Origin of the sequence: Gaetbulibacter saemankumensis DSM 17032 (assembly GCF_000425645.1) — a bacterium.
GTDB classification, from domain to species: domain Bacteria; phylum Bacteroidota; class Bacteroidia; order Flavobacteriales; family Flavobacteriaceae; genus Gaetbulibacter; species Gaetbulibacter saemankumensis.
The window spans coordinates 132939-146441 of sequence record NZ_AUDV01000007.1 but is presented as its reverse complement, the minus strand read 5'-3'; the positions used below and the strand labels follow the sequence as shown (position 1 = coordinate 146441).

Genomic DNA, 13503 nt, shown 5'->3' with positions numbered 1-13503 from the left:
AGTTATATTTGTTTTAATAAAGCATCAACTGCCGCCTTTAACTGTAAGTCAACCCCTTTTGCTTTATCACCCGGATGTTGTTTAACTAAAATATCAGGCATCGCAGGCACAAAATCCATGTTTTTTCCTGTTTCCTTGTTATACCAACCTCTAAAAGGCATTCTTACCATAGAACCATCCATTAAACTGGCACTTCCTGTTGAAATTACGGCACCAAATGTTGGTTCGCCAACCAAGGTACCAATTTCTAATGATTTATAGGCATGCGAAAATATTTCAGCATTAGAATAGCTATTGCTATTACATAAAGCAATAGAAGGTTTTGTCCAAGCCGCAAAAGGCAATCGTTCACTATATGGATAGTGATTTTTGAATTTAGTATGTTCCTTTTCTAAATTCTCAGCTGCTCCCCTTGGCACTGTGTAAGCGTGTTGCTTTACATTTAAAACTGCCATTAGATAATCAGTTGTCCAACCACCACCATTATAGCGCACATCGATAACAATACCTTCCTTACCGTAACCTGCTGCCGTAAGTTCTCTTTCAAATTCTTCAAAGCTCTGCCAATTCATACCTTCAATATGAACATAACCTAATTTTCCATTTGAATATTTATCCGTTAATCGCTTACGCTCCTTAACCCAGGCCAGATAGTTTTCTCGCTGATTTGAATACTCCGGTCTTATAAGAACTTCTCGTTTTTCGTTAGCACGATTCACATTTAAATAAATAATTTGATTGGCCACCCCTTGAAATAAACTATAAAAATTAGTCTTTTTATCTAAATCAACCCCATTCACAGCCGTGATAACATCACCTTTATACAATCTACTTGTACTTTTACTAGCTGGCATCCCTGAAACCAGCGAAGTTACCTCAACATGACCATTAGATAGAGGTTTTAATTCTACTCCCAACAATCCAGTAGATTCTCTCTGTACATTTTCTAAATTCTCACCATTTCTAAAGCCCATGTGACTGGCATTCACTTGACCAAGCATCCAATTAAAAATATTTTGAAAATCGCTACGCGTTGAAGCTTTCATTGCAAGTGGCTTATAGACTTTCTTTAAAGCTTCCCAATCTCTACCATGAAAATTAGGATCATAAAACCCATCGTTAATTGCTCGCCATGCCTCCTCAAAAATCTGATCCGATTCTTTGAAATAATCGACATCCATTTTTGCACTCACCGATAAGCTTTCCGGTTTATTACTAGACAAACTCATTACCGATAAAGTTCCTGAACCTCTGGTAAAAAGAACCTTTGAAGACTTACTGTCTACCGAAAAATGAGCCGGCTTAGAATTATTTGATGTTAACGACTTTTCGCCTTTTTTATCCCAGGAAATTTTAAAAAGATCGCTATCAACCTTAGCATTACCTCGACTTCTACTTCCTGTTGTGTAATAAATGGTTTTTCCGTCTTTACAGAAAAACTCACCGAACTCACCACCCACTGAAGCTGTAACTTGAACTTGACGCTCATGAATATCTTCAAAATCAATAGCAATTGGTGTTATAGAATCTTTAGATTTACCCCCTTTTTTTGCCGAAGATTTACTTTTCGATTTTGCCTCTTCGTCTTTCCAATCTTCGGGTGTTTTTTCCCAATCGGCCTTTTTTAACCAAGTAAACCAAATATCGTAATCGCCATTATTCCTATTTGATGAAAACATTAATTTAGATCCATCAGGACTCCAAATAGGATTCATATCCTGTTTTGGATGCATAGAGATATTAACAGGTGATTCCGAATTATCAGCTTTATGAATATAAATTTCATTATTAAATTCTAAATCACTTAAACTATATGCTAACCATTTTGAATCTGGTGACCATGACACTCCTGAAGGTGAAGCCCAGCCATTTAGTAACACATTTTCATTGGTTATATTTCCTTTCGAATTAATTTCTGCAACGATTAATTTATCCGTTCCTCTCGAAAAAGCAATAGATTTACCATCTGGAGATATTACCGGATCCTTTTCATCCTCACTTGTCTTTGTTAAGCGAACGACCTCATATTTTAATGTTTTAACTAAATCCGATTCTTTCTCATCTCCAGATTTTACTAAATAAAAATCATTCTGACCTTCCCTGTCTGAAACAAATACTAAGGTACTATCATTTAACCAAGCTGGCATTCTATCTCTATATGCCGATTTCGATAAGTTTACTGTTTTCTTATCATCCTTATTAGTCGTTTTTACAAAAAGTTCTCCTCGAATAACAAAAGCACTCTTTTCTCCATTGGGCGATATAGCAACGTCCTCAATTCGGCTTGTAAATGTTTTATGCGAAACAGGATAAAACTTATAATCAGACGCGATATCTAAATTAATGGCTTTTTTATCTTGAGTAACTACATTTACATGATATAACTCATCGCCTTTAACCAAGACAATATCTTTACCATTGCGACTTAAATTAAAGGAAAAAATTCCCATATCTTTAAAATTGGTAATCTGAGAAATGTCACTATTTTTTTCACCTTGATTATCAATTTCAAGCTTATAAACATTATAACGTCCAGAACGAGAAGACTGAAAGTAAATAGTATTATTATCGGCCCACTGCGGATAAAAATCATTTCCTTCAAAAACTGTTAACTGTGTGTATTTGTCATTTTTTATATCGTATAACCATATATCTCTATTCGCCGAACCTTGATACGCTTCTCTTTGAATACGACAATAGCCTTTTGTAAATACAACAAATTTGCCATTTGGCGATAATCTTGCATCGAAACCTAATGCATCCAAATAACGCTTTGGAGTGCCTCCATGAGCACTAACAATATGGGTTTCCATCTCGTTTTCGACCTGAACAAAGTTTCTTCTGGTTGAAAAAATAATATCTCCGCTCGCTGTATAATCGGTTAAATAATCACTTGTTGAATGATAAGTAATCCGCTTTGGTATCCCTCCTTCAGCAGGGACAGTAAAAATATCATAACCTCCAAATCGGTTACTTTGAAATGCAATCTGCTTGCCATCTGCTCCCCATAATGGTTTAGTATCATAAGCTTCATGTATGGTAATTCGCTTGATATCAGAACCGTCTACATTAGCCGTCCAAATATCACCTTGATAATTAAAGGCGATTTTCTGACCATCAGGACTCATAGATGGTGCATTAACCAAAGCTCCCTGAGCAAAAGCCAAATTGGTTAAAAAAATAAAAAAAGTAAAAGTATTAATTAGCTTCATTTCAATATTAATTGAGTTGTTTACGTTTACAAAACAATAAATATTTTAAGGGTATAAAGTCTAATTAATAATAATTTAACAACTTATTCCTAAATATGGCTAATCTTTATTGATTTCCTTAAGTGCATATATAGCAAAAGTACCTAACCAATGCCCTCCCTCATAACTGTCGCCAAAAATACTTGGCAAGGAATGATTCACATGATTATAAGCAACATTATGCAAATGCTCATACTCTGGAAGTCCCTCGGAAATCTTAATTAAATTCCATGCTCTAGAAAAATTCACACCATCTAAGTGTACTAAATGGCCATCAGTTCTATCGGACACTTTACCAGTTTCTATGGTAAACGCCTTATTTTCAAGTTGTGGTAAAAATTTATGAATCCAAATTTTAAATTCTTCCTGAGACAAAAGTCGCTTCATCAAAGCGGCTTCTTCTAAACAAGGTGATAAAAAATCGGAACCGCTAGGCTCCCATGATATTGGACAATTAATATCGTTTGCATAGAAAAATTTAGCTCTACTTGTTATAGCTTCCTTTAGAGTTATATTATTTACAGCCTTCGCATAATCATATGCAAAAGACAATCCAAAAGCCGTATTCGTATGTGTTCCTACACGTAATGGATAATTGAGTTTTGGTAAGTAAGCTATAAATTTATCAACGATAATATCGGTTAATGGCTGCAAATTATTTTCTAAAACACGCGCTTCAGATGCATCCCAAGTATGTAATTCTTCAGCCAATTTCAACAACCAAGCCCAGCCATAAGTACGCTCATAACTTTTATTATGCTTTCCTTGAAAATATAATACTTCGGCATCTATATTTTCTTTGGACAAATTCGTTAACAAACGTTTCTTCACACTCTGAGCATCATTAATGTTTGGAAATTGTTTTAATAAACTTACTAAACTCCAATGCCCATGTACCGAAGAATGCCAGTCAAAACAACCATAAAATGCAGGATGTAATTCGCGAGGTGCTTTTAAATCTTCATCACCTCCAAGTGTCTGAGATAATTTATTCGGATATTCTGTATTAATACAGTGCAATGGTAAATCTGCCAACATATTGGCTTGCTCCAAATTTAATTCAGGCTTTAAAACATTATCATTCACAGGCATATCATCAGCAGTTTTCTCTTCTTTTTTTGATGTGTTACAACTTAAAACTAAGGTTAATGCTATTAATATATAATACTTCATTCCGAATAAATTTGATTATTAAAAATGCAATTATACAAATTTATTTACCCTAACCAACCTTCTCGGTCTAAACTTCTGTATTGAATCGCTTCACTAATATGAGTACCATTTACCTGTTCTGAACCCTCTAAATCGGCAATAGTACGAGCGACTTTTAGTATCCTGTCATAAGCTCGAGCAGAAAGACTTAAGCGCTCCATAGCCTTTTTTAAAAGTTCCTTTGAAGTTGAATCTAACGCACAATGCTTTCGAATTTGCTTCGTATTCATTTGTGCATTATAATGAATATTTTCCAGATCACAGAAACGTTCAGTCTGAATTTCACGTGCTTTGGTTACACGTTTTCTAATATCCGTAGACGACTCACTTTTACGTTCTTCCGATAACTTTTCGAAAGGTACAGGAGTCACCTCAATATGAATATCAATACGATCTAAAAGTGGCCCTGAAATTTTACTCAAATAACGCTGCATTTCAGCAGGGCTTGAAGTTACAGGCGCGTTTGGATCATTAAAATACCCTCCAGGACTTGGATTCATACTTGCAACCAACATAAAACTACTCGGATAGGTAACGGTAAATTTAGCTCTTGAGATGGTCACCTCCCGATCTTCCAGAGGCTGTCTGAGTACTTCTAAAACACTGCGTTTAAACTCTGGTAATTCATCTAAAAACAAAACTCCATTGTGAGAAAGAGAAATTTCTCCCGGTTGCGGATAAGCCCCACCTCCTACCAAAGCCACATCTGTGATAGTATATAATGTGGTGGTATGAATTTACTATACAAAGATTGGTATTATATACGACCAAATAACAAATAATAATAAAACATAGAAGCAATAAAGAATCGTCCTATTGCTATAAGTATTATTAATTCCTTTAATAAAATAATGCCTATGTGCGATTATTCCAACAATAATTATTATTGCGAAATATTGCAGTTTTTTAACATCATAATCTAAATCTGGCTGTATAATAAGTGAAACTAATTTATTCATATTATTTATTTTTAAAGGTAAACATTTATTTCCTGAACGGAATTATATTTTAGTAGTACGATTTGTCTAGTCAACAATAAAAGTTCTTGCTATAATGGCGCATACTACTACATCTGTAAATATATTAAATGTGTGGGTTGTTGAATATTGTTCAATTGTTGAATATTTTTTAAATTTGGATAGTATTCGATTATATGAAATCAAAATTTCTTACACTTTTAACAATATTACTATTTACCTGTAGTTCATCAGATGAAAATGAATCTACATCACTAACTATAGTGAATAATAGCAATACTGATAAAGTCATTACAAATATTAGCCTCGTGGGATATGAATTCTCTAACTTAAATATTGAATTTGGTAGCTCACAAACCTTTTCTCTAAATAAAGGTATGTCAGGCGGCTATTCAAATATTAATGTTGATATAAATTTCACGTGTGGAACCAGAAGTTGGAGTGCTTCTAATACAGTAAATTTTAAACAAGGTGATGTAACAACAATCAATTTCCTACATTGCGACAGTACATTAGGATATTGTAGAGGTGTTTGTTTTGAATAATAAACTTAATACGAATAACATTATTTAAATAATCAACTTTAAACCTATATCAACTATTAACCTAGCTTACCGACTCTTTTAAAAAAGAAAATTCCTCCAACAACAGTCGCAAATACCAAATTAGAAATCAACCTTTTATAAACTGAATTTTTATCTTTTGACATTCTCTCATTAATTTTTAAGATTTCAATGTGTATTTTTGCAAGTTCAATAGATTTTTCCGCAATAATTTTAATAGACTCATCACTTTCCACCTTTTCCGTGAGTTTTTCCAAAATATTAGCTGATTCTCTTATAACTTCCATTAATGGCTCAACTGATTTCTTATGGCTTTCATTAAAATTATAAGAAACATTAATTAAAGCATTAATTAACGTAATTTGCATTTTAAAAAATTCTGGAAAAACCTTGCCAATATTATAAATCTCTTCTTTTTTTATAACTCCCTCAGCTTCAAGCTTTGTTATTTCGATTATATCTTCTCTAGTTAATTTCTTTTTAGCACTAACCTCATTTAAAAGTAAAATTTTCTTAGTTTGTTTAATATTATCTTCTATCTGATTATTTTCCATTTTTATGATTGTTTAATTTAACTTATACCGCAGTTACTAAAATTAGCACTATCAACAAGAATATTTTCAAAAAACTAATTCCAGTCTAAAAATCATAGTCTAATGATTCTTATAATCTATAAGTTAATCAATTTATCATAAATTACTATTATAACTAATAAAATAAAAAGCACAATTAATACTGGTCTGGTATATTTGGTATACACCCACCAGAATCTTGGGTCGTTCTTTTTATAATTATCAAACATATTTACTTCTTCCAAATAATACGCCCATTTTTATCACGTACTGGTTTAATACCGAATGTACACGCACAACTGAACGAACTTGTGCATTTATCTGTTGCAATGTGGCATTCATCAATTAAATCATCAATTTCTATTAATTTATCATTTATACTATCTGCATATTCACATCTGCCTTTTGGGGCGGCAACCACTTGTGCTATTATTTTTACACTACCTTTTAAATCACTCACCATATGCGCTTTTGCTTGTGATTCAAACCCCATTCTTAAGTACTTATTAACCGAGTTTACATTACCACCTTCTTCACGTCTAAACCTACCCATTGAATAATAAATACTTCCATTTCTTTGATAAAATTGTTCCTCATTTCCATCTATACGATATTTATCAGCACTCTTTTTTAATGCTCTATTAAATAGTGACCAACAATAATTATGAAAGTTAATTTCATCACCATATTCATCTAAAAACAAATCCAATTCTTCTTCGGTGTAAATTTCTTTAAGAATATTATGTCTATTTAAAAACCAACTAAAATCATCTATTGTGTATTTATTACTCATAAATTTTCCTTTATTTTTAAAGATAAAAAAACCCACCGTAGCGGTGGGTTAACTTTTAGTATAAAACATATGCACTTATACCATTATATGTTACACCTTCTATAATTAATTAATCAACTTCAAAATATTCTTTTCCCCTAACTGAATTATCATAATATTCAATGATTTGCCAATTACCTATTATTCTATCTGGCGTATTACCATCAATTGAACAAGAACTAAATAATAATGTTACGGTGAACAATAAAAGAAATCTGCTTTTCATTAATAGTGTTTAATAAAGTTTTAAGGTAAACACTTACCATAAATATAAAAGTTAAAAATATCAAAGTATATATTACACAAAACGATAATAGCAAAGATAATTGGGAACCATAAATCAAGAAATATTATTGCTCTTTTATTAAATGTCATTTCCATTTTCACTTCATCGTCATATGCTTGCAACAATTTTTCTTTGAATATTTGCTGTGCTGTTTTAGCTATAAATTCGACATTATGAAAATTGGTTGAATCAATCCAATTAATTTTTGCTGTATATTTTTCTTTAAATCTATCATTCATTATTCGTATTCCAAAAACCACCATAAAAAAAATGATTATACCCCCAATAAAATTTGGTATAAATGTGGCATCAAGATTAATTACTTTGAAACCAAAAAACTCGAAATCACCAGATGAAAAATTAATCATTTGTTTAAAAAACAAACCAATTAAACTTGATATTAAAAGTGATTTTCTAACCTTTATCACATCGTCAAATTCTAAATGTTGTATTGCCATATTTTTAATATTATAAAATAATTTATTCAGGAATTAAATGTATGAGAATAGCTTCCTTTATGAGAAAGAGTTTTCCTTTAGTTATAATTAATGTATAAACATATCTAGTAACTTTCCAACACCCCAACTTGTACTTATTTCTGCTAATTTATTTATTAATGTAATACTGGTAAACTTAACTTTTGCCATTGTACGACCAAACTTTAATTTAATCTGTTTTTGATTCAATTTAGGCATATTAGCATTTAAATACTTTAATTCTTCAATTATTTGAGTATTATCACCTTCATCTTCTTCTAATATAACAATTGCCTCATCTATCCATTCACTTAAAAGAATTTGTTTCTCACGCTCTAAGGGTAAATCATCATTTTCATCATCAATAAAAGTAAATGATTTAAATATTTCCTTTTCGTAATGTTGAAACACTTTACTATTTGGGTGTAATTCAAGTGTTTCATATTGCTCGATTAAGCTAATCCAGTTTGTTAAAGTTTGAAATATCCCATTATTATGAGATGCAACGGAAACAGTTTTAGTTTCAATAGGCCCAGCATTATAAGGTTTTAGAGTTAATTTATACATAAACTTGTTGTTCATAAATGTTGGATTATGTATTATAAAATGAAAATCAGATTCAAAATCTAAGTCCTTAATAACAATTTTCTTCTCATCATCAAAATCTATATAAACATAGTCCTTTTTTGATTCTACAACCTCCCTTACTTTATTGTACACCCTTTGAATATCCTTTAAATATGCCAAAGATTCTGTTTTATAATTCATATAATTAGAATTTTTTCATCAAAAGAAAAATTAAATCTTTACTAAAATATACTTTAATTCACTTACCCTAAGGTTTCTTAATTTGATGTATTAGTGAAGTAAATTTAATTATTAATGCTTCTTATAAAAAACAAACATATTAAGAGTTATAAACAATATTGTAGAATATTTCACACCTATTTTTTCTACTAAGTAGAAGCCTACTGACTCTAAATTTTGCTCCATAGATAGTGAACACACATATTTTATACCCCCTAGCCCCCAAAAAAGACATTCATTAACTTATTTATATATAAATAATGTAGGGCAATCTAATAGGGGGGAGAAATTAATAATCTACACTAGTCTTTGGACCTGAATAGCCTGAAATTGTTTCCCTCGACTAGTAACAAAGCCATTAGAATTAAGTTCCTTAGCAATTTGATTAAAATTTAATCCTTGTGAACGCAACGCCTTTATAAATGCCCTAGCCTTACGGTTATTGATATTGGTTTTTGCTTTTTCTATATTAGTCTTTACGCCCTTGTTACGTCCCTCTTGGGTCATATTTTCGGGTTTGCCTAGTTTAACACCATCTTTCTTTAGTTCTGCTAATGCTTGTTTAGTTCTATTAGCAATCAATTCTGCTTCGTGTTCTGCAATTGCACTAAAAATATGAATGGTTAGCTTATTAGCGTAAGGCATATCCAATGCTTTAAAATCAATACCAGAATCCATTAGTGTTGATACAAAAGCAACATTACGACTTAAGCGGTCTAACTTAGCTATTAATAATGTAGCATTAGTTTTCTTCACCAAATCAATTGCCTTTTGCAATTCTATCCTAACTCGCTTATTGGTACCAGTTTCCTTTTCTGCAAATGACCCCACCACCTCATCATCAGGTTTTAAATGATTATTAACAATAGTTTGTTGGGCCTTTAGGCCTAAATCTTGTTTACGGGTAGATACACGATAATAGCTAACATACTTCATTCTATCTATTTTTTTAATACCTAAAGATAAACAATTTTACATCTTTGTAATGAACATTTCTGTTATGTAAAATAATAACATTGATAAATTATACCCCGTCCTTAAGTTTCATTGTTATATATATAAAGGTTAAGGACGGATACTATAAAAAACCTCAAACTCCCTACCAATATTAACATCACCACAATAAACTTCATAAAAATCGGATGCCCTGAGATTTCCAAAAAGCACAACATAATCACCCCTCCCTATTAACGTATTTCAGCAGATTTATATGTATTTCATCGAAAAGTCAATGTTTACTATTTACAAAATGGGTTTTTATATCAATAATAGACTACATATTATTAAGCCCTTTTTATAAAGGACTATAGCGATTTCTTAAATAAAAAAAATGAAAAACGAAAAAAGAAACAAAAAGCAATTTAAAGTTACTGATGATTACAACCAATTAACTCACTCACAAAGAAAAAACCTATTACTGGTATTATATTTTATTAATGAAGCTGGTGACATATCTAACGGAAAAACACTACTAAAAAATCGATGGTTACGTAAAATTTACCCTCTACCAAGACCTAATGACCCAACTTATAACACTAGAAAAGCTGTACGTTCAGCATATTGGGTAAAATTAAATTCAATGATAAAAAACTACATCATCGAAATATAATATTGATAAAAAAAAAGAGGTCACCCACGACCTCTTAAATAACACTCCTTTTGGATGCTAATAAATGATGTTTATAATAAATAGTATAAAAACATAATAAGCTATCTAAAAAGGTGAAAAAATTAATACTAACCTTTTAAATGTTCAAGAATGAAATAAAAATTAATGAAATACAATATAACAGTAAATATGTTAGCGGAAAAGCCTTAGAAGTTATAACCGACTTTACAAATAACACTTATATTATAAAAGGTAGCACTGGTAACGGTGGTACACACTCCATATTAAATTACACCAAAGGAAACTGCCTAATCATTAGTCCAAATGTTGGAATGATTAAAAGTAAAGAGGACAAGCGCTGTGACTTTTTAAGTGATAAGCAATTTTTTATCTATGAAAAGTCCGATGATAAGTGGAATGAATTAAATGATTGGTTAAATATCAGCACCAATATTATAATTAATACAACGCCAAATCAAATTATAAAAATAAAAAACAAAAATAAAGAGTTATACAACCAACTAATAAAAATTCCCATCTTTATAGATGAAATACACGCCTTTACGGTATCTTCCAATTATAGGGATGAAGTTGGACATTTTTTAGAACTAGTGTATAATGAATGGAATGCACCTTTTAAATTAAGCACTGCCACCCCTAACTATAATTATCTAGATGTTCCAACGGATAAAAACATTACATATTATAAAATAACTAAAGCCGACCAGAACAAAAGGAAACTTAAACTTTCAAGTAATTTAAAAGACGCTAAACAATTTATAATGGATGAGCACCATAAAGGTCGATTGGTAATCGTTTTCACTAATAACCCAAATTACCACAAATCCTTTAAAAATTTAAATGTAAAAAACTTGGTAGGATTAACTCTTGACCTCAAATTAAAGCCTTTTGAAAGAGGAAACTACAATGGCCCTGACATTTACGAAAACACAGATATAATATTTGCATCCAGTAGTTTTTTTGCGGGATATGATATAACTAAAGATTGTTCAATATGTATAATTTCTGAACAAAAGAACCACGCATACCAAATACATATTAACGATGTTGTGCAAGCTTATGGCCGATGCAGAACAAATGTTCATAATGCACTTTTTGTAAATTCTACTGCAACACACGACCAAGATGGTAATGAAATAAAATATTTAGATTCTATAAATGACGTGAATAATATGATTTCAACCTATCCCATTGAATTAACCAGATGGCATCAAACGGCAACTACTATGCAATGGTATTCGTCTATAAACTACAAACAAATAACACCTCAGCTATACACCAATAGAGCAGTTATTTTGGCTCCTATTTTACAATGTATATATGATTATCAATTGTATAATGAAAGTGTCTTAAAATCAGTTTTAGAATCATATAATTTCATAGTTACAGACTACATTAACCCTAATCCAACTGCAAATTATACTGAAAAAAAAACACCATTTAAAACAATATTAAACAACCTATTAAAACAAAATGAAATGGAGTTATTATATGGTTACTTTGCTATAAAAAGAAGTTTAAAATTTAAAAAAGAAGGGAATTATTCAGTAAAACTAGCTTTACAATACTTAAGTGCTTATTTATTAAAAATAACTAATGCAACATCTATTATTAATAAATTGGATAACCAAAGAGTTAAACCTAATGAGTTTTATAACTCTATGGATTTATTTTTGAGGTCCAATGTAAATACCTCCAATTATTATAATCAGTTAACACCTCAACAGATTAACAGTTGCAACCGTCTTTATTTTTCTAAAAAAACGACCAACATCTTAAAAAATAAAGAGCACTTAACAAATGACTGGCAAATACTTTATGCGTGTCATAAGATAACCAATAACATTCTACCCAAAAATGTAGAACGTGAAATTAAATTATACGATATCTTTTATGATACTAACTTATACATAGAAAAAAGTAAGGACAAAAACCGTATCAGGAACACTGTAAGAGTAATTTTAAAACGTTGTATGGACTCTAAAATAACTTTAAATACCACTGAATATATTTGGCTCGATGAGGTTGTTAAAGGCGTTTATAAAGCTTTAAATAACACTAGTGCTTATGTAAATTCTAATACTCGAAAAAGTATAAAGAAAAAAATGTTGAATGCTTTAATATACTTCTTAACAGAAGGTCTTGTAAGTGAATTTGAAGAAATTAAGAGTCGTGAATATAACCCATTAACTCAATTACCAGCGAAGTTTCGCTGCATCATACCAATCAAATATGTATCAATTGACCTAGCAAGTGCTAACCCACAAATTACTGATAGTATACTTAAGACTAACATTGCACTTAATATTTATAATAATTTAATGAATAAAAGAGGAATTACACGTGACCAAGCAAAAAAATTATATAATTCTACATTAAACAACCATCGGTTGTCTGTATATAGTGCTAAAAAAATATATTTAGATTGTGGCTATGATGAGGTTAACTCCAAACAATTAGCAGAAATGACAGCTGGAGTACAAAAAGGTACATTTTATGAATTAATGACTGCTAATGAAAAAAAACTAATGGAAAATTACAGTAACATATTACCATTTAAAAGTTATCGATTTCACGATGCCATTATTGTTAAATTTGAAGACCTATTAAATTATAATATAACATTACCAACTCTAGTATGCGGATATAAGTACCATATAGAACTATTTAATGATTATAGCACCTACAACGGTCCTATATCCAATATTCCTAATAATGGTATAATGATTGAAAATATGGTGCATTTATCGTAATATATGAGTAATTATTTACGTAGTATGCTATATATATCCACCTATTTTTTTACTATACATTTTACACATAAATAGTTAAAAACTTGTTGAAGGTTATTCTTCAATTATCTGATTTAAAATAAATCTACTGATTAAATTTGGTTA

The 13503-nt window shown here is 30.6% G+C and carries 11 protein-coding genes and 1 pseudogene; 3 read left to right on the top strand and 9 right to left on the bottom strand.

The window, feature by feature from the left end; genetic code table 11:
* Positions 1-2 precede the first annotated feature (2 nt).
* The 3 genes and pseudogenes from H611_RS0105250 to H611_RS13980 form a co-directional block, all read right to left on the bottom strand.
* The gene (locus tag H611_RS0105250) at positions 3-3212 is read right to left on the bottom strand and encodes a S41 family peptidase (RefSeq protein WP_027137370.1); all 3210 of its coding nucleotides are present in this window, start codon (positions 3210-3212) and stop codon (positions 3-5) included.
* A gap of 99 nt (positions 3213-3311) precedes the next feature.
* Positions 3312-4424 (bottom strand): DUF2891 domain-containing protein, encoded by a 1113-nt coding sequence (locus H611_RS0105245; protein ID WP_027137369.1) that lies wholly within the window; start codon positions 4422-4424, stop codon positions 3312-3314.
* A gap of 44 nt (positions 4425-4468) precedes the next feature.
* Positions 4469-5182 (bottom strand): annotated as a pseudogene (locus H611_RS13980) (YifB family Mg chelatase-like AAA ATPase); the annotation flags it as partial.
* A 566-nt stretch (positions 5183-5748) separates the two neighbouring features.
* Here H611_RS13980 and H611_RS14735 point away from each other — a divergent pair.
* A complete protein-coding gene (locus H611_RS14735) occupies positions 5749-5985 on the top strand; it encodes a hypothetical protein (RefSeq protein WP_157515054.1) in 237 nt (78 codons plus the stop codon).
* A 56-nt stretch (positions 5986-6041) separates the two neighbouring features.
* Here the strand turns inward: H611_RS14735 and H611_RS0105225 are convergent, their stop codons facing one another.
* From H611_RS0105225 to H611_RS0105200, 6 genes are all read right to left on the bottom strand, one after another.
* Positions 6042-6557 (bottom strand): hypothetical protein, encoded by a 516-nt coding sequence (locus tag H611_RS0105225; RefSeq protein WP_027137366.1) that lies wholly within the window; start codon positions 6555-6557, stop codon positions 6042-6044.
* Between the two features lie 250 nt (positions 6558-6807).
* Entirely contained in the window at positions 6808-7368 is a 561-nt protein-coding gene (locus H611_RS0105220) for a hypothetical protein (RefSeq protein ID WP_157515053.1), read from the bottom strand.
* Positions 7369-7477: 109 nt separating this feature from the next.
* On the bottom strand, positions 7478-7633 hold the full coding sequence (locus tag H611_RS14730; protein ID WP_157515052.1) for a hypothetical protein: 156 nt from the start codon (positions 7631-7633) through the stop codon (positions 7478-7480).
* Positions 7634-7653: 20 nt separating this feature from the next.
* Positions 7654-8151, bottom strand: a complete 498-nt coding sequence (locus H611_RS0105210) for a hypothetical protein (protein WP_027137364.1) — start codon at positions 8149-8151, stop codon at positions 7654-7656.
* Positions 8152-8238: 87 nt separating this feature from the next.
* On the bottom strand, positions 8239-8937 hold the full coding sequence (locus tag H611_RS0105205; RefSeq protein WP_027137363.1) for a hypothetical protein: 699 nt from the start codon (positions 8935-8937) through the stop codon (positions 8239-8241).
* Between the two features lie 336 nt (positions 8938-9273).
* Positions 9274-9912 carry a recombinase family protein gene (locus H611_RS0105200; protein ID WP_035483475.1) on the bottom strand — a complete coding sequence of 213 codons (639 nt, stop codon included), beginning with the start codon at positions 9910-9912 and terminating at the stop codon, positions 9274-9276.
* 394 nt (positions 9913-10306) lie between these two features.
* On the opposite strand from H611_RS0105200, the gene H611_RS0105195 reads away from it, so the two are divergent.
* Together H611_RS0105195 and H611_RS0105190 are read left to right on the top strand one after the other, a co-directional pair.
* Positions 10307-10585, top strand: coding sequence for a hypothetical protein (locus H611_RS0105195; RefSeq protein ID WP_027137361.1), 279 nt, complete (start codon positions 10307-10309; stop codon positions 10583-10585).
* 140 nt (positions 10586-10725) lie between these two features.
* Positions 10726-13359 (top strand): DEAD/DEAH box helicase family protein, encoded by a 2634-nt coding sequence (locus H611_RS0105190; protein WP_027137360.1) that lies wholly within the window; start codon positions 10726-10728, stop codon positions 13357-13359.
* The last annotated feature ends 144 nt before the right edge of the window (positions 13360-13503 follow it).

Bases quoted from the DNA above. Each gene is read 5' to 3' on its own strand.
- H611_RS0105220 (WP_157515053.1), bottom strand. From the start codon at position 7,368: ATGAGTAATAAATACACAATAGATGATTTTAGTTGGTTTTTAAATAGA.
- H611_RS0105225 (WP_027137366.1), bottom strand. From the start codon at position 6,557: ATGGAAAATAATCAGATAGAAGATAATATTAAACAAACTAAGAAAATT.
- H611_RS0105205 (WP_027137363.1), bottom strand. From the start codon at position 8,937: ATGAATTATAAAACAGAATCTTTGGCATATTTAAAGGATATTCAAAGG.
- H611_RS14730 (WP_157515052.1), bottom strand. From the start codon at position 7,633: ATGAAAAGCAGATTTCTTTTATTGTTCACCGTAACATTATTATTTAGT.
- H611_RS0105245 (WP_027137369.1), bottom strand. From the start codon at position 4,424: ATGAAGTATTATATATTAATAGCATTAACCTTAGTTTTAAGTTGTAAC.
- H611_RS0105190 (WP_027137360.1), top strand. From the start codon at position 10,726: ATGTTCAAGAATGAAATAAAAATTAATGAAATACAATATAACAGTAAA.
- H611_RS0105210 (WP_027137364.1), bottom strand. From the start codon at position 8,151: ATGGCAATACAACATTTAGAATTTGACGATGTGATAAAGGTTAGAAAA.
- H611_RS0105195 (WP_027137361.1), top strand. From the start codon at position 10,307: ATGAAAAACGAAAAAAGAAACAAAAAGCAATTTAAAGTTACTGATGAT.
- H611_RS0105250 (WP_027137370.1), bottom strand. From the start codon at position 3,212: ATGAAGCTAATTAATACTTTTACTTTTTTTATTTTTTTAACCAATTTG.
- H611_RS0105200 (WP_035483475.1), bottom strand. From the start codon at position 9,912: ATGAAGTATGTTAGCTATTATCGTGTATCTACCCGTAAACAAGATTTA.